The sequence below is a fragment of the Spartinivicinus marinus genome, assembly GCF_026309355.1.
GTDB lineage: Bacteria > Pseudomonadota > Gammaproteobacteria > Pseudomonadales > Zooshikellaceae > Spartinivicinus > Spartinivicinus marinus.
Window position 1 is genome coordinate 755,913 of the sequence record NZ_JAPJZK010000001.1, and the last position, 21,210, is coordinate 777,122.

The 21,210-nt window shown below is 39.3% G+C and carries 17 protein-coding genes; 12 read left to right on the forward strand and 5 right to left on the reverse strand.

The features are described 5' to 3' along the window. The first annotated feature begins 4 nt into the window (after positions 1-4). The 6 genes from OQE68_RS03675 (at position 5) to OQE68_RS03700 (ending at position 10,039) form a co-directional block, all read left to right on the forward strand. Entirely contained in the window at positions 5-1,672 is a 1,668-nt protein-coding gene (locus OQE68_RS03675; RefSeq protein ID WP_180568054.1) for an MFS transporter, read from the forward strand. 340 nt (positions 1,673-2,012) lie between these two features. Beyond that, a complete protein-coding gene (locus OQE68_RS03680) occupies positions 2,013-5,789 on the forward strand; it encodes a nitrate reductase subunit alpha (RefSeq protein ID WP_180568055.1) in 3,777 nt (1,258 codons plus the stop codon). A gap of 27 nt (positions 5,790-5,816) precedes the next feature. After that, positions 5,817-7,352 carry a nitrate reductase subunit beta gene (gene narH, locus OQE68_RS03685; RefSeq protein ID WP_180568056.1) on the forward strand — a complete coding sequence of 512 codons (1,536 nt, stop codon included), beginning with the start codon at positions 5,817-5,819 and terminating at the stop codon, positions 7,350-7,352. Positions 7,353-7,355: 3 nt separating this feature from the next. Then, entirely contained in the window at positions 7,356-8,135 is a 780-nt protein-coding gene (gene narJ, locus OQE68_RS03690) for a nitrate reductase molybdenum cofactor assembly chaperone (protein ID WP_180568057.1), read from the forward strand. Continuing rightward, positions 8,132-8,806, forward strand: coding sequence for a respiratory nitrate reductase subunit gamma (narI, locus tag OQE68_RS03695; protein ID WP_180568058.1), 675 nt, complete (start codon positions 8,132-8,134; stop codon positions 8,804-8,806). The genes narJ and narI overlap by 4 nt, the downstream gene beginning before the upstream one ends. A gap of 408 nt (positions 8,807-9,214) precedes the next feature. Continuing rightward, positions 9,215-10,039 carry a peptidylprolyl isomerase gene (locus tag OQE68_RS03700; protein ID WP_180568059.1) on the forward strand — a complete coding sequence of 275 codons (825 nt, stop codon included), beginning with the start codon at positions 9,215-9,217 and terminating at the stop codon, positions 10,037-10,039. A 75-nt stretch (positions 10,040-10,114) separates the two neighbouring features. On the opposite strand, the gene OQE68_RS03705 is transcribed toward OQE68_RS03700, so the two are convergent. Beyond that, positions 10,115-10,513, reverse strand: a complete 399-nt coding sequence (locus OQE68_RS03705) for a DUF2845 domain-containing protein (protein WP_219339988.1) — start codon at positions 10,511-10,513, stop codon at positions 10,115-10,117. Between the two features lie 377 nt (positions 10,514-10,890). Here OQE68_RS03705 and OQE68_RS03710 point away from each other — a divergent pair, with 377 nt between their 5' ends. Both OQE68_RS03710 and OQE68_RS03715 read left to right on the forward strand, forming a co-directional pair. Further along, positions 10,891-11,355, forward strand: coding sequence for a MarR family winged helix-turn-helix transcriptional regulator (locus tag OQE68_RS03710; RefSeq protein WP_180568060.1), 465 nt, complete (start codon positions 10,891-10,893; stop codon positions 11,353-11,355). Positions 11,356-11,995: 640 nt separating this feature from the next. Beyond that, complete coding sequence (locus tag OQE68_RS03715) at positions 11,996-12,727, forward strand: outer membrane beta-barrel protein (protein ID WP_180568061.1); 732 nt, start codon at positions 11,996-11,998, stop codon at positions 12,725-12,727. Positions 12,728-12,970: 243 nt separating this feature from the next. Here the strand turns inward: OQE68_RS03715 and OQE68_RS03720 are convergent, their stop codons facing one another. Together OQE68_RS03720 and OQE68_RS03725 are read right to left on the reverse strand one after the other, a co-directional pair. After that, complete coding sequence (locus OQE68_RS03720) at positions 12,971-14,011, reverse strand: IS481 family transposase (RefSeq protein ID WP_180572032.1); 1,041 nt, start codon at positions 14,009-14,011, stop codon at positions 12,971-12,973. Between the two features lie 176 nt (positions 14,012-14,187). Beyond that, on the reverse strand, positions 14,188-15,258 hold the full coding sequence (locus tag OQE68_RS03725) for an IS630 family transposase (RefSeq protein WP_266195515.1): 1,071 nt from the start codon (positions 15,256-15,258) through the stop codon (positions 14,188-14,190). Positions 15,259-15,469: 211 nt separating this feature from the next. Here OQE68_RS03725 and OQE68_RS03730 point away from each other — a divergent pair, with 211 nt between their 5' ends. Beyond that, the gene (locus tag OQE68_RS03730; RefSeq protein ID WP_180571975.1) at positions 15,470-16,663 is read left to right on the forward strand and encodes an FG-GAP repeat domain-containing protein; all 1,194 of its coding nucleotides are present in this window, start codon (positions 15,470-15,472) and stop codon (positions 16,661-16,663) included. Between the two features lie 257 nt (positions 16,664-16,920). Here the strand turns inward: OQE68_RS03730 and OQE68_RS03735 are convergent, their stop codons facing one another. Next, positions 16,921-18,384: an ISNCY family transposase gene (locus OQE68_RS03735; protein WP_266195432.1), complete on the reverse strand. Its 1,464-nt coding sequence runs from the start codon at positions 18,382-18,384 to the stop codon at positions 16,921-16,923. A gap of 254 nt (positions 18,385-18,638) precedes the next feature. Between OQE68_RS03735 and OQE68_RS03740 the strand changes: the two genes are divergently transcribed. Together OQE68_RS03740 and OQE68_RS03745 are read left to right on the forward strand one after the other, a co-directional pair. Then, on the forward strand, positions 18,639-18,935 hold the full coding sequence (locus tag OQE68_RS03740) for a transposase (RefSeq protein WP_266195516.1): 297 nt from the start codon (positions 18,639-18,641) through the stop codon (positions 18,933-18,935). Then, a complete protein-coding gene (locus OQE68_RS03745; RefSeq protein WP_266195864.1) occupies positions 18,893-19,798 on the forward strand; it encodes an IS3 family transposase in 906 nt (301 codons plus the stop codon). Before OQE68_RS03740 ends, OQE68_RS03745 begins: the two co-directional genes overlap by 43 nt. A 37-nt stretch (positions 19,799-19,835) precedes the next feature. Here OQE68_RS03745 and OQE68_RS03750 read toward each other — a convergent pair whose 3' ends face one another. Next, on the reverse strand, positions 19,836-20,000 hold the full coding sequence (locus OQE68_RS03750) for a hypothetical protein (protein ID WP_180571927.1): 165 nt from the start codon (positions 19,998-20,000) through the stop codon (positions 19,836-19,838). Positions 20,001-20,483: 483 nt separating this feature from the next. Between OQE68_RS03750 and OQE68_RS03755 the strand changes: the two genes are divergently transcribed. After that, positions 20,484-21,098, forward strand: coding sequence for a PEP-CTERM sorting domain-containing protein (locus OQE68_RS03755; protein ID WP_180571926.1), 615 nt, complete (start codon positions 20,484-20,486; stop codon positions 21,096-21,098). The last annotated feature ends 112 nt before the right edge of the window (positions 21,099-21,210 follow it).

The following is a 21,210-nucleotide window of genomic DNA, read 5'->3' on the forward strand; positions in this document are numbered from 1 at the left end:
CGACATGTCAGAGACTACTCATACATCCAACCCTCCCCCAGTTGCTGCTTCTAAAAGCGCAGACATTACTAACTGGGATGTTGAAAATACAGAGTTTTGGGAATCTACTGGCAAAAAAATTGCCAATAGAAACTTATGGATTTCCATTCCCAGTTTATTGTGCGGTTTTGCCGTATGGTTATACTGGGGCATCATTACGGTACAAATGCTAAATTTAGGGTTTCCCTTTGCAAAATCAGAACTATTTACTTTAATGGCCATTGCTGGTTTAACCGGCGCTACATTACGTATTCCTTCCAGCTTTTTTATCCGTTTAGCAGGTGGACGTAATACCATCTTTTTCACTACAGCTCTATTAATGTTACCCGCTTTAGGTACAGGGATAGCATTACAATCCCAAGACACGCCACTTTGGGTATTTCAACTGCTAGCTTTATTATCAGGATTTGGTGGTGGTAACTTTGCTTCCTCCATGTCTAATATCAGCTACTTTTTCCCTAAAAAAGTGCAAGGGTTAGCCTTGGGCCTAAATGCAGGTTTAGGTAATTTTGGTGTGACTACCATGCAAATCCTAGTACCATTAATGATGACGTTTGGCGTCTTTGGTGCTTTAGGTGGTGATTCAATGACCCTGCAAAATACCTCTGGCACACTAATCGGCAAAATCCCTTCCGGGTCTGAAACCTGGATTCAAAATGCTGGGTTTGTTTGGCTATTATTCTTAATTCCACTAGCCTTTGCTGGTTGGTTTGGAATGAATAACATTCGCACCCCTGAAGTATCACCTGATATTGGCTCACCATTTAAAGCTTTTTCGATTATCACTTGCATGCTGTTAGTAGGCTTCATTACTGCCACTGTTGGTTTATGGTTAATATTGCCAGAAAGTGCTAATGGCTCCGGCTTTAATGTGCCAAAAGAAATTGTGCTGGTTATTGTTATTGCTTCAACTGTATTTCTACTAAAATTATTTCCAGGGGACATCAAGCAAAGCTTAACCCGCCAATATCAAATTTTTGGTCATCAACATACTTGGGTAATGAGTGTTATCTACACCATGACCTTTGGTTCTTTTATTGGATTTTCTGCAGCCTTTCCATTAGCGATTAAAGTGATTTTTGGTTACTCCCATGTTGCAGGTGCCGATGGTATTTTAACCCACGATACAGTTAACCCAAATGGCCCTTCTGCATTAATGTATGCCTGGATGGGGCCTTTTATTGGTGCCTTAATTCGTCCTGTAGGTGGTTGGATTGCTGACAAGGTCGGCGGCGCTTTCGTTACCCAAGTTGTATCGGTTGTGATGGTGCTCAGTGCAATAGGGGTTGCCTATTATATGAAAGCCGCTTATGCCTCTGCCACACCAGAAGAATACTTTGTTCCATTCTTTCTACTATTCTTAGTGTTATTTGCTGCGACAGGTATTGGTAATGGCTCCACCTTCCGAACCATTGCAATGGTATTTAATAAGGAACAAGCTGGCCCCGTTTTAGGTTGGACTTCTGCAGTGGCGGCTTATGGCGCATTTTATATTCCCAAAGTATTTGGTGAGCAAATTAAAGCAACCACCCCTGAATATGCATTATATGGTTTTGCAGCTTTTTATGGCTTATGCATTTTGGTTAACTGGTGGTTTTATCTGCGACCAGGTGCTGAGCATAAAAACCCATAAGACAGTACATAGATGATATTTATGGTTAACCTTATGAAAACAGCAGTAAATAAATTAAATAGTATTCTTATCCCTTCACCTGAAGATAGCGCAAACGTTAATGGATATGAGGTGATAGGGTATTCTGTAACTGCGATATGGATATCGCTTTAGCTCTTGATAGGCCAAGGATGGCCCTTCAAGAGCGGAGGAAGAATAGCCTGTTATACCATATCAAACACTAAATTAGCTTTCTGTGCTCTTTTGAAATAAGAGTGGCTAAAAAGCAGATCAAGACGTTAACCATAATTGTGAATGCCTGAATAGTAGAAATAAGTTTGGCTACTATGGAGATAATAAAATGAGTCTCTTACTTGATAGACTACAGTTCTTTAAGAAAAAAATCGGTGAATTTTCTGAAGGACATGGTGAAACAACCAATGAAAGCCGTGCCTGGGAAAACAGTTATCGCCGTCGTTGGCAACATGATAAAATCGTTCGTTCCACTCACGGCGTAAATTGTACTGGCTCTTGTAGCTGGAAAATTTATGTAAAAGATGGATTGGTCACTTGGGAAACCCAACAAACTGATTACCCAAGAACTCGCCCCGATTTACCTAATCACGAACCACGTGGTTGCCCCAGAGGAGCAAGCTTTAGTTGGTATATTTATAGTGCTAACCGCCTTAAATACCCAAAAGTACGCAAACCACTATTAAAACTATGGCGAGAAGCAAGAAAAAATCAATCACCTGTAGCAGCATGGGAGTCCATTGTTTCAGACCCAGAAAAAACCAAACAATATAAAACTAAACGGGGTATGGGTGGGTTTGTTCGTTCATCCTGGGATGAAGTCAACGAAATTATTGCTGCGGCCAATGTTCATACAGCCAAAAAATATGGCCCTGATCGTATTATTGGCTTCTCCCCTATTCCTGCTATGTCAATGGTCTCTTATGCAGCGGGCTCACGTTACCTATCACTAATTGGTGGGGTTTGCATGAGCTTCTACGACTGGTATTGTGATTTGCCTCCATCATCACCAATGACTTGGGGAGAACAAACTGACGTACCTGAATCGGCTGATTGGTATAACTCTAATTATATTATTGCCTGGGGTTCCAACGTACCACAAACCCGTACCCCTGATGCTCACTTCTTTACTGAAGTCCGTTATAAAGGTGCCAAAACCGTTAGTATTACCCCAGACTATTCTGAGGTAGCTAAATTAACCGATATCTGGTTAAACCCCAAACAAGGGACTGACGCAGCATTAGGGATGGCTTTTGGTCATGTTATTTTAAAAGAATTTCATCTAGAAAAACCCAGCGAATATTTTACTGATTATGTTCGTCGTTATTCTGACATGCCCATGTTGGTCTTATTAGAAGAGCACGAAGGTAAAACCCTAAAGCCCACTCGCTTTGTAAGAGCATCAGATTTAACGGGCAACTTAGGCCAGGATAATAATCCTGAATGGAAAACCATTGCTTACGACGAAAATACTAATGAGCTCGTTTCGCCACAGGGTAGCATTGGCTATCGCTGGGGTGAACAAGGCAAATGGAATATAGAAAATAAAGAGGGCAAATCAGGAAAAGAGGTTAAACTGCAGCTTTCTCTTATCGATGGTCCAAAGAAAACAGTTGATGTTGCCTTCCCCCATTTTGCTGCTGACGAAAGCAATGAATATTGGAACTACTGCGAGCATGATGAAGTACTAGCACGCAAACTACCCTATAAAGAAATTAAACTCGCTAATGGCAAAAAAGCCAAAGTGGCTACTGTCTTTGATTTAACCATTGCCAATTATGGTATTGACCGTGGATTGGGTGGTGAAAATGTTGCTGCCAGTTACGATGATGACATTCCTTTTACCCCAGCCTGGCAAGAAAAAATCACTGGTGTTTCACGGGAAAAAGTTATTCAGGTGGCAAGGGAATTTGCAGATAACGCCGATAAAACCAAAGGCCGGTCAATGGTCATTGTTGGCGCCGCCATGAACCACTGGTATCACATGGATATGAATTATCGTAGTTTGATTAACATGCTGATTATGTGTGGTTGTGTTGGTCAAACTGGCGGAGGCTGGGCACATTATGTGGGTCAGGAAAAATTACGTCCACAAACAGGCTGGCAGCCACTCGCCTTTGGCTTAGATTGGAGCCGCCCTCCTCGCCATATGAACTCCACTTCTTTTTTCTATAATCACAGTTCACAGTGGCGTCACGAAAAAGTCAGTATCCACGAAGTACTTTCTCCATTAGTTGATCACAGCCAATGGCCAGAACATATGTTGGATTACAACATTAAGTCAGAACGGATGGGCTGGTTACCGAGCGCTCCACAATTAAATAAAAACCCGCTGGAAATAACTAAAGAAGCCGAACAAGCGGGCAAAGATCCAAAAGACTACTTAGTGGAACAGCTAAAATCTGGCAACATTCGTTTTGCTGCGGAACAACCTGATAATCCAAATAACTTTCCTCGCTGTCTATTTGTATGGCGTTCTAATTTACTGGGCTCTTCCGGTAAAGGCCATGAATATATGCTGAAGTATTTATTAGGCACCAAAAATGGCGTATTAAATGAAGACAATGCGACTCGTGATGGCATTATCCCTAAAGAAATCGACTTTGAAAAACAAGGTGTTGAAGGCAAATTGGATTTGGTAACAACGCTTGATTTCCGGATGTCTTCAACTGCCTTATATTCCGATATCGTCTTACCCACCGCAACTTGGTATGAAAAGGATGATTTAAATACCTCCGATATGCATCCCTTTATTCACCCTTTATCAAAGGCGGTTGACCCTGCCTGGGAGGCACGCTCCGATTGGGACATATATAAAGGAATCGCAAAAGTTTTCTCTCAAGTCGCAGAAGGCGAACTGGGGGTAGAAAAAGATATTGTTACCGTACCGATGCTCCACGACACTCCCGGAGAACTTTCCCAACCTTTTGAGGTGAAAGACTGGAAAAAAGGCGAGTGTGATCTGATTCCAGGAAAAACAGCCCCTAATATGATGGTGGTTGAACGAGATTATCCCAATACCTATAAAAAATTCACTTCACTTGGTCCTTTGTTAGAAAAAACTGGTAATGGCGGTAAAGGGATTAGCTGGAATACCGATGAAGAAGTCGAGCTACTTCGACAGCTAAATTACAGTGTTAATGAAGAAGGTGTCAGCAAAGGACAACCACAAATTAATACGGCAGTTGATGCTGCAGAAGTGATTTTAAGCTTAGCCCCAGAAACCAATGGTAATGTGGCAGTAAAAGCCTGGGATGCCCTTGGTCAATTCACCGGACGTAATCATAAACACTTAGCTGAGCCCAAGCATGAAGAAAAAATTCGCTTTAGGGATGTACAAGCTCAACCCAGAAAAATTATTTCTTCTCCTACCTGGTCTGGCTTAGAGTCTGAGCATGTGAGTTATAACGCAGGTTATACCAATGTTCATGAATTAATCCCTTGGCGAACCATTACTGGCCGGCAACAGTTTTACCAAGACCATTTATGGATGCAAGCCTTTGGTGAACAAATGGTTTCTTATCGGCCGCCAATCTGTACCAAAACGGTCGACTTTGTAAAAGGCAAACACACCAATGGCAATAAAGAAATTGTTCTAAACTGGATTACCCCTCACCAAAAATGGGGGATCCACAGCACCTACTCTGACAATTTAATTATGCTCACTCTAAATCGTGGCGGTCCGATTATTTGGTTGAGTGAATTAGATGCAACTGAAGCTGGCATCGAAGATAACGATTGGGTAGAGATATTTAATGCCAATGGTGCTATTGCCTGTCGAGCAGTGGTTTCTCAACGGGTAAAACAAGGCATGGTGATGATGTATCACGCCCAAGAACGAATTGTGAATGTACCTGGCTCTGAAGTAACTGGCACGCGTGGTGGACACCATAACTCAGTGACTCGGGTGGTACTCAAACCAACCCATATGATTGGTGGCTATGCACAACAAGCTTATGGTTTTAACTATTACGGCACTGTTGGTTGTAACCGTGATGAATTTGTGGTGGTTAGAAAAATGGCAAAAGTCGATTGGTTGGATGGCCCATCAGGTCATGAGTTACCACAACCTCTTTCCAATAACGATATAGCTGAACAACCATAGCCTGAAGATGTGTGAGGAGAGCCTAAAATGAAAATACGCGCACAAGTTGGTATGGTATTAAATCTGGATAAATGTATTGGCTGCCATACCTGTTCAATTACTTGTAAAAATGTTTGGACCTCTCGGGAAGGCATGGAATACGCCTGGTTTAATAACGTCGAAACCAAGCCAGGCGTTGGCTACCCTAAAGAATGGGAAAATCAGGAAAAATGGAAAGGTGGTTGGAATCGTAAAGCTGACGGCACCATTGAACCTAAAATCGGTGGTAAATTTCGTATTCTCGCGAATATTTTTGCCAACCCTGATTTACCCGAAATTGATGATTATTACGAACCTTTTGATTTTGACTATCAACATCTGCATACAGCGCCATTAGGTAACCATCAACCGACTGCTCGCCCCAGGTCTTTAATTAGTGGCGAGCGCATGGAAAAAATCGAGTGGGGACCTAACTGGGAAGAGATTTTAGGCACTGAATTTAGAAAGCGCTCAAAAGATAAAAACTTCGATAACATTCAAAAGGATATATACGGGCAGTACGAAAATACTTTCATGATGTATTTGCCCAGGCTCTGCGAGCATTGTCTGAACCCAGCCTGTGTTGCCTCCTGTCCTTCTGGTGCCATTTATAAACGGGAAGAAGATGGCATTGTTTTAATAGACCAGGACAAGTGTCGTGGTTGGCGGATGTGTATTTCTGGCTGCCCTTATAAAAAAATCTATTTCAATTGGAAAAGCGGTAAATCAGAAAAATGTATTTTCTGCTACCCACGTATTGAATCAGGCATGCCAACTGTCTGCTCTGAAACCTGTGTAGGTCGGATTCGTTATTTAGGTGTTTTACTTTATGATGCCGATAAAATTAAAGAAGCGGCCAGTACACCTTTAGAACAAGACCTTTACCAAAAACAGCTGGATATTTTCTTAGATCCATTTGATCCAGACGTTATTAAACAAGCAAAGCTTGATGGTATTGAAGACTCTGTATTAGAAGCTGCACAGCAATCTCCTGTTTATAAATTAGCGGTTGATTGGAAACTGGCCTTACCTTTACACCCAGAGTATCGCACTCTACCCATGGTTTGGTATGTTCCACCATTAAGTCCAATTCAACATGCTGCAGAAGCCGGCCATGTTGGCATGAATGGAATCATTCCAGATGTTGCTAGCCTGAGAATTCCCGTTCGTTATTTATCCAATATGCTGACTGCCGGTGATGATAAGCCTGTTTTACTTGCATTAAAACGTTTACTGGCAATGCGAGCATTCAAGCGTAGTCAAATTGTTGACCAACAAGTTGATCAAGCCGTGCTGGATGAAGTCGGCTTAACCATTGCTCAGGTAGAAGACATGTACCGCTATCTGGCAATTGCTAACTATGAAGACCGTTACGTTATCCCAACAGGCCATCGGGAGTCTGCAGTAGAAGATACTTATGGTTATCGTTCTGGTTGTGGCTTCTCTTTTGGTGATGGCTGCCAAAGCAACTCTGGTGTTAACCTGTTTGGTGGCAAACAAAATGACCAGCGTAATATTATTCAAACTGTAAAAATTGAGGGGTAACGAATGAAAATATTAAAGGTTATTTCATTATTATTAGACTACCCTTCAACTGAATTACAGCAAGGGCGTGGTGAGCTTGCAGAAGCCATTGAGCATGATCAGGAATTAAATTCCAAAAGCAAAGCTGTTTTGATTGATGTCCTTAATCACCTAACCACCACGGATTTAATGGACCGACAAGAAGAATATGTGGGTTTATTTGACCGGGGCCGTGCGGTTTCGCTGCTATTATTTGAGCATGTCCATGGTGAGTCCCGTGATCGTGGTCAGGCAATGGTCGATTTAATGGAGCTTTATAAAGAGCAAGGCTTCCATATCAGTGTGCGGGAATTACCTGATTACTTACCTCTATTTCTTGAGTTTTTAACCCATCAAGATCAAGCGACCATACAACAACAGTTAATCAATATTGCGCCAATTTTAGCTGTTTTAAAAGTGCGTCTAGCACAGCGAGAAAGTATTTATTCCCGCTGCTTTGAGGTATTACTTGAACTTGCAGATGTCAGTGTTGATTTAAGTGACTTGCAAAAACAAGTGGCAGATGAAGAACCTGACTATACTCCCGAAGCCATTGATAAGGTGTGGGAAGAAGAACAAGTGACCTTCGGTTTAGAGGGCAATGGTTGCAGCATTAATACTAACAATAATAGTCATCTTCCGAAAAAAGCTAAGGAGGAAATGCCAACGCCCATCCATTTTGTAAACAGTCTATCTTCTAGCAATACCACTAATAGTAACTCTTTTAGCAAAACCTCTAACAGTAATAGGGGAGCAAGATCATGACTATCAATTTATTGTTATTTGGTATCTATCCCTATGTTGCGTTAGCCATTTGCCTAATAGGCAGTTGGGCACGCTTTGATTTATCCCAATATACCTGGAAAGCCGGCTCAAGCCAGATGCTGCGAAAGAAAAATATGCGCCTTGCTAGTAACCTGTTTCATGTAGGCGTTATTTTTATTTTGCTTGGCCATGTGGTTGGGTTGTTAACCCCAGAATCAATATACCACCATGTCATTTCAACACCAGGTAAACAGTTATTAGCTATGGTATCTGGTGGATTCTTTGGGATTTTATGTTTTGTTGGGTTAACTATGTTAATCCATCGCCGCTTGACTGATTCTAGAATTAAAGCCAATACCAGCAAATCAGATTTATTGGTGTTAATTGTATTATGGGTACAATTAGTTTTAGGCTTAATTTCTATTTTGGTTTCCTCTCAGCATATGGATGGCTCAGTAATGGTATTACTGGCTAATTGGGCACAATATATTATTACCCTTCAACCAGAAGCTGCGGCCGCCTCAATATCTCCAGTAAGTATTATTTATAAGCTGCATGTGTTCTTGGGAATGACATTATTTATATTATTCCCGTTCACACGGCTTGTGCATATTATCAGTGCACCTGTGTGGTATATCGGTAGGTGTTATCAGGTAGTCAGGCAAAAATAGTCATACCCTTCGTGAAAGGTTTTTATGCTTTGTTATCATCGTTTATCACCCCAGTCGCTTATTTCAATAAGCGACTGGGGCTTCTTCTCTCGATGGCCTCGCCTAAAAATCCCTTCACTTTGGGTATATTCATTAATTAGAAGTTATTTTCTGTGCCCTTCTCTTGGAGGTTGTCGCAAAAAGCTAGCGAATATGGGGTAACAGGGTGTTCTGTAGCTAAGACATGGATGCCTTTTTAGCTCTTGATGGGCCAGGGATGGTACTTCAAGAGCGGCGGAAGAATATCCTGTTATTCCATATCGAACACTAGGCTTATTTTCAACACCCCTTTGTGACAGCCTCAAAGGAAAAAACATAGCACCAAAAAATCAGGATTAATAATTCAGTTTTTAAAAGGTTAGTATTATTATGAATCAACCAGCCTGCTCTCATACTTCACACCAAACAGACTCTATTACAATTAATCCTGTTTCCGTCAATGGCGAAGAAATATCAGAACAGGAAATAGCTCAGGAAGTACAATATCATCCAGCTGATAATCCTGAAGAAGCCGTGTATTTAGCAACACAAGCTTTAGTCATAAAGCTATTACTTAATCAACAAATAAAGAAACAGCAACTGTCCATAGAGCAAAGCGTTGAAGAGTCTGAAGAAGAAGCCGCTATACGCACATTACTGGAACGAGAAGTAGATATCCCTACAGCTTCAGAACAAGAGTGCAAACAAATCTATGCTACTAACCCAGAGCGCTTTACCAGCCCTCCTGTCATGGCAGTTAAACATATTTTATTAGCAGCGGCACCAGAAGATACCCCTGCACGAATGGCAGCCAACCAACAAGCAGAAAATATAATTAAAGAACTGACTAATGAACCCACCCTTTTCACTGAGCTTGCTTTATCCTACTCAGCCTGTCCATCCAAAGAGTCTGGCGGTGATTTAGGACAAATCAGTAAAGGGCAAACCACCCCAGAGTTTGAACGCCAAGTATTTAAGTTAGCACCTGGGCTGTCGCCTCGACCAATTGAAACACGTTACGGATATCATGTAGTTTGGGTAACAGCAAAAGCAGAAGGGCAGCAGCTACCTTATGAACAAGTTGAAACTCAAATTAAAAGCTACCTACAAACAAAAGTGAGGCTAAGGGCGATTCAACAATATTTAGCAGTATTAGTGGCTGAGGCAAATATTAAGGGGGTTGATATAAGCTTAGAGGATGCAGGGTTGCTATAAGGAAGTTACAGCGAGAAAGAAAAAGCTATACCTTGTCGGTAGGTATAGCTTTTCCGAATTAAATTACAAACTCAATTAGTTGGCTCGATCGCCTGTTTCTATAGACTCTATCATCCCTTCTTTGAAAGTAATGATTCTTAGAAACTTGTTACGTCCAACATTATAGGTCCACTTCTCTACTTTGATAAGCCTCGTCACTTCCCTACTCGCTCCATGACCATTGAAACCGTTATCCTGTTGATTGTACCTATATATATCACTATTTCTTTTTTCAGTAACTGTATAGCTATGATCTTCTTTCAACCAAGGCTCGCCACATTTTAATAATACTGTTGCTTTTGAATCACCCGTTGAAACCAGCCTATTTTTACAACGCATACTATCGGCATACGTATTTATCGAAACAGAAAACATTAATACCGAAATTAAAACGGCAAACGCTTTTAATAGAGCAATGTTTGCTTTTGTAATCATATCTATTAACCATATAAGTCTTTCTATATCCAATGCAAAGTACTTTCAGATTAGTCGGTTAAATAACAACCAAATCGCTCTATAACCAACTAGATAGTCAAAGAGTGACTGTCACTCAAGCTAGAAGCGTAATTTAGGATATAGATTGGTTTATATACAAATGTAGCTTGCCAACCACTATACTAACTTCAGCACCACCTGGCAAACTCTGACCATCAGACCTATACAGAACCTTTACATTACAACGCGTCATACAGTATTCCATCTGATATAAGCAAGATTCTAGGTATTATAAGCAAACACATTGATTGTTATTAGCATCCCGACTTTATGATCACATATAATAGAATAAAGGCTTAATTGACATAGGTAACTATATGCCCACTACCAAGCAACCCTACACAGCAGATGACAGTATGGGATATTATATTCATCGCCTCTCTAAAGTGTGGCAAAGGCACTTCGAGGTCCTATTAGAAGAGTCAGGCTCAGAAATTACTATACAAATGTGGGTAATCTTATCAGCCATTGGGAATCATAATATTACTATCCCATCGCAAATAGCAGAAAAAACCGGTATAGACCGTACAGCAACAGCCCGGTCCCTGACCAAGATGAGTAAGTTAAAACTAACATCACGAAAACCCTCTCAGAACGATGGGCGTTCGTCTCAAATTCACTTAACTAAAAAAGGTGAACATGCTTTAGGCGTCGCAGCATATTGCTCACAGAAAACTAATGAGTATTTTTTAGACAAGCTTTCTAGTCGAGAGCATGAAGCACTTAAAAAAATTATCAACAAACTCTTATCAGGTGAAAAAGGAGATATTTCTTATAATTAAGAAGCATTTTTTAAAATTAAATATTAATAGAACTCTTAAACATCTATCTACAATGTTAATAATCTCCATACTTATAAGAAGTCTATAATATAAAAATTTAATACTTAAAACCTATCTATCAAAAAATCCTCTTGTTATTTCAGCCACTACAAAGATAAAAATAAACTGGTATAACAAGAGGCGTAAAATACCCTAAAAATATTGAATCTGCACAACAACCTCCAAACAGGTAGGTTACCTAATATACCCAACATAATTAACAATGTCAACTACTTTCATCTTCCGGTCGCTAAACAAATATAAAAATCCATTATTAATAAGTAGTTCTCCTTATCTTATCATACACATAGTTGACACAGTCAATCAAATAAGAGTAAATACCCACACCTATTAACGTAATATCAATGATAAACAGATGTTTAAAAGCTGAGTTTCACTTAAGTATAGCCAACGAAAGATAACAAAGCCCTTTTCTTACAAGGTTTAGTCTGGATTCCTTTGCTAACAATCATCTATTTCATAGCTAATTAATGTGTATAGATTAGAAAATAGATCGGTTGTAAAAATAAAAAAGAGGAATCCCAATTAAACCTTTACATATACAACGAGTAGTCAATAGCTGTAATAACATGAGGTAACTATGAAAAAAACTGTTTTAGCTACTATTATTGCCAGTACGGTAACAGCACAAGCTTTTGCTCAAGACAACATTAATCCATTTGCTGATGAAAAAAGTGGGTTATATTTGGGGATAGGGGCTGGTAAGTCTAGTTATGATAGTGCTTATGAGTCAGATACGTTAAATATGTTTAAAAACAATTCTGGACAAGTAAATACTAATGATAGCAATGGTGAAACAATAGGCAAACTATTTCTAGGATACCGAGTAAATAAATATTTAGCTTTAGAAGCAGGCTATACTGATTTTAACTCATCAGATGCAGACATTAAGAGGTCAAATACTGAAAGAAGAGGAGCCAGAACTATTAATAAAAATACAGTTGGAAAAATTACTAACAAGATTAAAGGAATTGAAATTAAAGCTATTGGACTTTACCCTATAGGAAATAAAGTTGATATTAAAGCAAGTGCAGGTATTATGCGATGGAAGCTAGATGAGACATATACTGGAAGTACAATTCAAAATGTTGCATTGGGTGAAAGGTCTAGAACTAAAACCATATTTCATAAAAGCAAAGAAAACAAGAAAGGTACCAGCTTAACCCTAGGCTTAGGCGCCAACTACAATATTACTAATAATATTACCGTTGGCCTACAATGGGAACGAATCAAAGACGTTGGTCATAAAGATCTAGCTTTTGGTGAAACAGATATTGATACTTATACATTATCTGCTCAATACAACTTTTAATGTCTATATACCCAATGCGTAGGATTTTTTTGGTGAGGCCATCAAGTGACGAAGCCTCATGAGCCTATATTAATAGGTGATTGGGGTGATAGTTAAATGCTCCATGCATTAACTGCATTCACACCATCCTTGGTGATTAGGAACGATGATAACAAAACCTAAAAATGATTCGCGACGGGTATAACTTGTAGTGGCTCAGACCTGATCGTACAGTTACCCACTTTTCTACAGGCATCTGTCAGTTTAGATTTGAGCCAAATTCTTTTCCGCCCAAACCGACTTACCATCCAGTAATGTTTGCATTGGAGTTCGTCCACAGCATTTTTTACCTTGATGGGTTCGTTTAATATTATAGTAATTTGTCCAATCGTCTAAATCTTTTTGCAGTTCATCAAGAGTCGTGTAGAGCTTTTTCCTAAAAACAACTTGATAAAACTCAGTTAAAATCGTTTTATGGAATCGCTCACAAATACCATTGGTTTGTGGTGACCTCGCTTTTGTCTTAGTGTGATCAATATCGCTTACTGCCAGATAGAGCTGATAATCATGGTCTTCAACACGCCCACAGTACTCTGTCCCCCTATCGGTTAATATTCGTAACATCGGTAATTGCTGCTCCTCAAAGAAGGGTAATACTCTGTCATTTAACATATCAGCAGCAGTGATCGCTGTCTTAGTGGTATAGAGCTTAGCAAAAGCCACTTTACTGTAAGTATCAATAAACGTTTGCTGATAAATACGTCCTACGCCTTTTAAATTGCCGACATAATACGTATCTTGAGAGCCAAGGTAACCAGGATGCATGGTTTCTATTTCACCACAGGCTTCGTCATCCTGTTTTTTTCTTTCAAGAGCAATGACTTGCGACTCCGAAAGAATGATACCTTCACGCGCCACCTTCTCTTCCAAGGCTTTTAATCGCTTTTTAAAATTTTCTAGATTATGCCTTAGCCAAATAGATCGAACACCACTTCCTGAAACGAATACACCTTGTTTTCTAAGCTCATTACTTGTTCTTGCTTGCCCATGAGCAGGGTACTCAACAGCATGTGCAACAACTGCATTCTCAGTGGAATCATCAACACGGTTCTTGAGGTTCGGTGTTCTTCTGCTTTGGTTAGCAAGCGCTTCTACCCCTCCTTCCTCAGCAAGCTCTTGATAACGATAAAACGTATCACGCGATACACCCATAATTTTACAGGCTCTAGAAACGTTACCAAGCTCTTCTGCAAGATTTAATAAACCAACTTTGTGTTTAATGATGGGGTTGCTAGTATGGATCATTGAGAGTTACCTTTGTGCTTTGATTTAAAGATGATGATGCCTTTAAGAAAAGCGGGTAACTCTCTCTTATGCAAGAAGTAAATGTCAGATTAGGTCGAGACTAATTCATATAACTACTTCAAACTCACTCCATAACTATAGCTTTCCAGAAAATTAAATTGCAACGAAAATTCTGATTATGCGTCCAATAACTCGTCGTATAATCCAAATAAATTTAAAATCTCTTTGGGTGCATTTTCAAATTTCACTAGCATCTCATTGACCTTACCAACCAAATCTTCAAATGTTGGGAAGTATTGCAAATGGGTCCCTTTTTCTTTTATCTTCTTCCACAACATCTCAATTGGATTATAATCGGGAGAGTAGCTGGGTAAATTGTATACACTAATCCTTTTTTCATGTTTCTTGATAAAATCCTTCACAACTGCCCCTTTGTGGTAGGGAGCCCCATCTTGTATAAGAATAATTGGTTTTCTGGTATTTTTTAAAACTTCCTTTAAAAATTCAATATAGCACTCTCCATTCAGGCGACCTTCTACACCCTTTGAAAAGAATCGGCCTGTAAAATAGTCAATGAGTCCAAATACTTTATACCCTTTCCTTTTACCTGTGGTTTCAATCACAGGCTGTTGCCCGATAGGTGCCCAGGTATAGCTTAAAGTTCCCCACTGCGGAAACGAACATTCGTCACCAAACAAAACATAAGCATTCACTTTACCTGCTCGCTTGAGTATTTCTGGCCACTGCCTCTCAAGCCATTCCTGACGCTTTTCTTTATTCTGCTTGCTGGCCACGAACTTGGCTTTTTGGAACGAAAAACCAAGGCTTTTTAATAACTCACTAAGGTATTTGGCGCTATAAAATACGTTGAATCGCTCTTTGATTAAGTGCTGGATCATAGGCGATCGCCAGCAGGCTCCTGGGAAGCCAGATTTACCCGGACCGTCTTTAATCAACTTACAAAGCTCTTTTCTCTGGCTCTTTGTTAGTTTTGATGGTCTTCCTGATCGATGTTTGTCCAGCAAACCTTTTATTCCACTACTCAGGTAAACATTCAGCCATTGTCGTACAGCTTCTTTGCTTACTTTCAACACTTGAGCAACTATCTCTTTACAATGGCCATCTGCCAGTGAAAATAAGGCTAGTATTCGCTTTATTTCATTAAACTTGCCTTTTTTCTCTGACTTTTTCAGCTCGCTATCGAACAATTTTTTTTGTGCGTTAGTGAGTTTAAGTAAAAAATCCATTTTGTTCCCCCCATGCACATAAAGCCGCAAACTTTATGTGTCTTATATTCTTCTTGCTGAGGGCATATTATAATATTTCTGTAATAAGCTCTAACTTATTTATTGCCAACTTACTTTTCTGGAAGTCTATAACTACTACCCCCGTGGTTTGGCCTCTAATTAGGGGCCCTTTTTATTACTATTAGATTCACTATATTTTTAGGAGATAAAAATGAAAAAAAATCTAACTAAGTCCATACAGCTGGCAGTTTTATCAGGAATTTGTGCTACGAGCACTTCAGCAGCATTCGCTTCTACCATCAATTCTAATATAGATCAAAATAAATTATTGAAGTCATTAGGAGTAATAGAACTTGGAAATAAATCATATTTTTTTGATGATATTGACAATGACAGTCAAGTGGAATTACTGACAGTCTACCATAATGGTGCAACAGGATTTCGTAAAGGAAGTCTAGTATGGCATAATAAGTACGGACATACACCCAATGTTAAAAATATAAAAGCTACAAAAGGTATTTTACTTGCTAACTTTGACGGCAATCAAGAACTAGACTTAATTTCATTCAATAGCAAAGGGATTCGCACATACACAAACTTTAGTAAATTATCCAGCAGTTCTAATGTAAGCCGTATAAAAACCGATAAAGATTGGTCAGAGTACAACAACAAGCAAACTGCAAATATAACTGTATTAGGTGATAGAAGTCTTGGCAATGAGCCAACATTAGACCTTGTTGCATTCCAAAATGGGTATGTACATCTTGCTTTTAGCCAATGGCAGTCAGGTAAAATGAGCTACTATAAAAAAGCTCGTGCATATACAAAGGATGCCAAAGAAGCAAAGGAAATTATTGTTAGAGACATTGATGATAATGGCCATTCAGACTTTATCTTTTTCAAAAATAATAATATAAGTGTCAAATATACCTATTGGGGGCCTGAGTTTAGTAGATCAGAAGTCAAGTTAGTTGATCCAGAACTTAGAAGAATGGAGAAGTTTCAAGTTTCAGATATTAACGAAGACGGTATAAATGACATCCTTGCTATAAAAGGAAAGGCTATTTATTTATCAACTGGAAACTACAGTGGCACTTACAATAGGTTTAAAAAAATCACTAATGATTTAAGGCTTAATCAGATTGATAAAATTTCAATTGTTGATATCAATAATGATGGTTATAAAGACATCATTGGTATCAATTTCAAAAAAATGAGTTTCTCAATTTCTTTAAACGTAGGAAGTAAAAAAGAAAGTAATTCATCTCCCTATTACTATGGACCACTCCCAATACCTCAGTCTGAAATAAAGTTTTCAGAACAGATAAAATACAACATAGATACCCAAGAAGATAGGTATGGAGTTAAGTATTTCTCTAAGATGATTAAACTGAGTTCTAGATAATTATCATGCACAAGGATCGTGCATTACAAACTATATAGTGCCTGACAGAAAAGTAGTCTAGTTTGCCAGTTGAAGGGGCAACTATTTTGGTCTTATAAGTTAATATTACTCATTTATGACTGTTTTTGACTTGGGTATATAAAATAAGGTTGTTTTTTGATCAAGCTTCTTTAGAATCGTCTTTTCACAGACAGCCAAACCTAGCCAGTTAGGCAAAGGCTCACTGGAAAATTATTTTAAATCTCAGTTAAGGACTATTAAGCTGCTTTTTTACGTATTCTTTTGGCTTGACGGTATTGCTCCTCTTTTTCTTGTTTATACAATAAGGCACCTAACTTTTGGATATTTCGTGCTAATACAGCAAATGAAACGTAACGCCTGAAGCCATTAATACCGCTATCTGGACATCGGTCAAGGCCATGTACTTCAAGCGCATTAATAGCAGACTCAACCGCTGAGTGCTGCTTTCTTGCTTTTTTGAAAGCCTCATCGTTTTCACGTTCTGTTTCCTTTTTTGATAAACGTCCTTTTTTAGGCAGCACTACCCGATTTAATTCTTCGGCCAACTTCAACTGATTCTCAGGTGAATGAAACCCTTTATCAAAACTGCACTGGTTGAGCTCAGGGAATTTAGCTTTGGTTGCTCTGATCATGACGATGGCAACATCAACATCTTGCTCTTTTTCCATCACACGATGGTGAAGAATAAAGCCATGCTGACATTCCATAACACACACTTTAATACCTAATTCCACTGGTACCCCTGCTTTCCCTTTGCTCACCCACTCAGTGTGAGGTTGAAATATTGAGTAAACTTTTTCATCAGCTGGGACTTTTTCATCTTCGACTACTCGCCTGTGAATTTGCGACACCTGCCGTTTAGCATGAGAAAGATTGTTGGCAATATTTCGTAATAACCAAATCGGGGCTGCTATGGCTTTAAGCTTATCCAATGTGAGTTCAGCTTTATCAATAAACCATTGCGCTTTATTCAGATAGTTGATATGTGTCTCACGTTTCTTGTCATCGGCATTTTTTGCTTTTGATTGGTTGCTTTGCCTTGCCTGATTAAAGCATTTTTTAAGTGACTTCAGATTGTGCCTATGTTGTCGCCAATCACTTAAATGGTAGTTTTCGCCCATATCAGCTAGTTGATTAATCACTTTTCTCATTGCATCCCATAATAAACTGATATCAGTGGGATAATGAACAGCTGTTTCTACCACAAATGAGTCACAACGCCCTTCAAGGCTTGCTTCTTCGTTTTTTTTTAACAGTTTATGCCCTGTCTCGACGACAACTGTGTTAATTTTGTCCAGAATTTCTGGGGTCAAAAGAGAGACGTTATCTTTTATGGTCTGCAAGTGATATTCTGTCAGATCTTCCCAATTGACACCATGCCCTAACATCGCTCGAATAGTTCGATGCTGATTCACTAATTCATGCAAACGATCATAGTCACAATTTAAGTTGATGCGCAAAACCCCCATCACCAGTATTTTCCAAAGTTCCATGCCTGGCCTTCCAAGTCTTGGATTCGTTTTACCCACTATAGACTCCTCTAAAATAGTGAATACCTGCTCTCTAACTTCGGGTGTAATATAAATGTACTGTAATCCCTTTAACAATTGAGGCACATCATCTCTAGACTTCGGGTCAAACTTGATCTCGGTAATATCTGTTTGGCCGAATTGAAGTTGTGGGTTTTGGACTTGCCTCATATCGTATTCTCCGCGAAGTTTGGCTGGTTTTAACTAAAAACCTAGGCCGATTCATTTTTATGAGGACTTAATATAGCAATCTTCGATGACGGATTTATGATGAATTATCTTATTTATCAATCAGTTATGATTTTTCGGTCAAGCACTATATAAATAGATTCACTAGCTGGGTTCGTATAAATAGTATAATGTGGCTATAGTTTTCCGGACACACAAACATGGGTAATATTAGGCCCAACTAGAGGTGTGTCCAAATGTCTGAAAAGAAGTCTAAAAACTATACAGCTGAGTTTAAAGAGTCAGCTGTCAAGCTAGCAGTTGAATCAGATCAGCCAGTTGCTCAAACAGCCAGAGAATTAGAAGTCAACGTTAATACCCTATATACCTGGATTGATAAATATCATCACTCTAAGCAGGGTAACAAAACCGCTAAAAACGAAGAACATTTATATGATGAGTTAAAAAGGCTGCGTAAAGAGAATGCACGACTGAAAGAAGAGCGAGCTATATTAAAAAAGGCGGCCGCCTTCTTTGCCAAAGAGCATCACTAAGATTTGAATTTATTCATCAGCACCGGGGGCAATTTAGCATTAAAGCTCTGTGTCGGTGTATGTCAGTATCCCCTAGTGGTTACTATGACTGGCGCTCTCGTCCTGTTTCAAAGCGGGCTCAAAAGGATGAGGTATTGAAGGCAAAAATCAAGAAATCACATGAAGCAAGCCATAGAAACTATGGAACTCGTCGTATTAAGGATGATCTTGCTGATCAAGATGAACAAATCAGTCGTAGACGTATTGGCCGGCTGATGAAAGAAGAGGGTTTATCCTGCAAAACGAAGCGTAAATTTAAAGCAACAACTGACTCTAAACATAATAAGCCTGTAGCTGAGAATCTGCTCAATCGTCAGTTTTCCTGGAGTCAACCAGATCAAGCCTATGTTGGTGATATCACCTATATACCGACACATGAAGGCTGGTTGTATCTGGCTGTGTTTATTGATCTTTGTTCAAGAGCCGTGGTTGGCTGGTCAATGAGTCACAGGATGACAGCTTCATTGGTGACTGATGCCTTACAAATGGCGATAAAAAGCCGTAAACCGGGTGAAGGGCTACTGGTTCATACTGATCGTGGTAGCCAATATGTGTCAGATGATTATCAACGCTTATTGAAAGAAAATAAGTTCATTTGTAGCATGAGTCGTAAGGGCAACTGTTGGGACAATAGCCCTTCAGAAAGTTTTTTTCATACGCTGAAAACAGAGTTAGTTCACCATGAAAATTACCTGTCTCGGGAAGATGCCCAGCAGGATATATTTGAGTATATTGAAGTGTTTTATAATCGTCAGAGAAAACATTCAACTAATGGTTACTTAGCGCCGTTCAAGTACGAGCAAAAACTTGTCGGAGCTGCGTAAAAAAATGTCCGAAAAACTGTTGCCAAATTAGTAAGCGTTACCAAGTGTAACAGTCAGTTTCTTTATATTCCCCATCAATTATTTCTGTACAATGGATACCTTGATAGGTATTCAAGCTATCATAATAACGCTGCTTTTCTACTTGAAAGTCTTGTGAGAAGGTTCTATTGCTCAAGCGCCCGTCAGGTTGCGTAGTGTCCATACATAGCTATTAGAGGTGCCCTTAATCCGATTGCAAGCTTCACTTGATACCTGGCAACGAACACAGCCCAAAGCAGTGAAACAGAGAGGCCGCCTATTTAATGAACTAATGAAGGAAGTCAGTACCCATATTCATCTAGAAAAACGCTCACTCATAAATCGAATAATACAAGATAGTAAATGAGCTAGATGAGCTGGCGCATAGCCACAAAAAAGGTGTTATATATTTTTACATGTCTTCATAAATACATTTTTGATAAATTGCTCACACAAAGCTTATAGGCACATATAGCCGTATTTATTTTTGATAGCTTCATCACATAATACAATTATTATTCAAGTCTGCTATTTTTTGATTTATTTACACTGCAATTTACATCGACTGCATTTAGTACCGCTATTGAAGGTTTTTGTGAAATTGGCATGATTTATGTATAAAGGCGAGAGCATAAAATTTCTTTAATAAATGTAGTAGGTCTCTTCCATGAAATCCATGAAAAAAGCGCTTGGTGTACTGGCTTTATCTCTTGCTGGTACTACTTCTGCTACTGCTGGTTTACTTTCTATCGAAGGCGGCCAGGCTGGCACTTTACCAGGTAATCACAACCCAAGTGGCGGTATTACCAAGCCAGGCTTACAAGTTACTTATGGTGGTAACTTGAAAGCTGATGCCAATGTCAATCTTACTTATGAGTTTTTAGGCTCTGAAGCATCCTTTGAAAACATATTCTTGACCATCAACGGCCAAAGCTTCAACAACAAACAATCTCAAGCAGGGCAAGAGATTTTTGACTCAGTCCTACAAGGAAACTGGTTAAACTTTAGCTTCCAAACCCCTCATACCACTGTTGCTAATGGCAATAACAACGATAACAATATTCACCAAGCTGACTTGCTGAAGCCCTCTTTTTTCCTAGCTGCTGCTGGTGAAAATAGCTTCTATATTGGTCTAAATGATGATGGCGGGCACTTTGATTATGACTTCGATGACATGGTTTTAAAAGTGACTGCAACTAAAACACCTACACCCGTACCAGTGCCTGGTACTGTAGCCCTGATCGGCTTAGGCTTGTTAGCACTACGTAAGCGTAATCGTTAATTTCCTTCTTGTTTGACTCTTTAGCCCACATTTTGTGGGCTTTTTTATGTCTTGATAAAAGCATCGTGAGAACTAAACCACTATAAAATGTAGTGGTCTAATGGAGACCAAC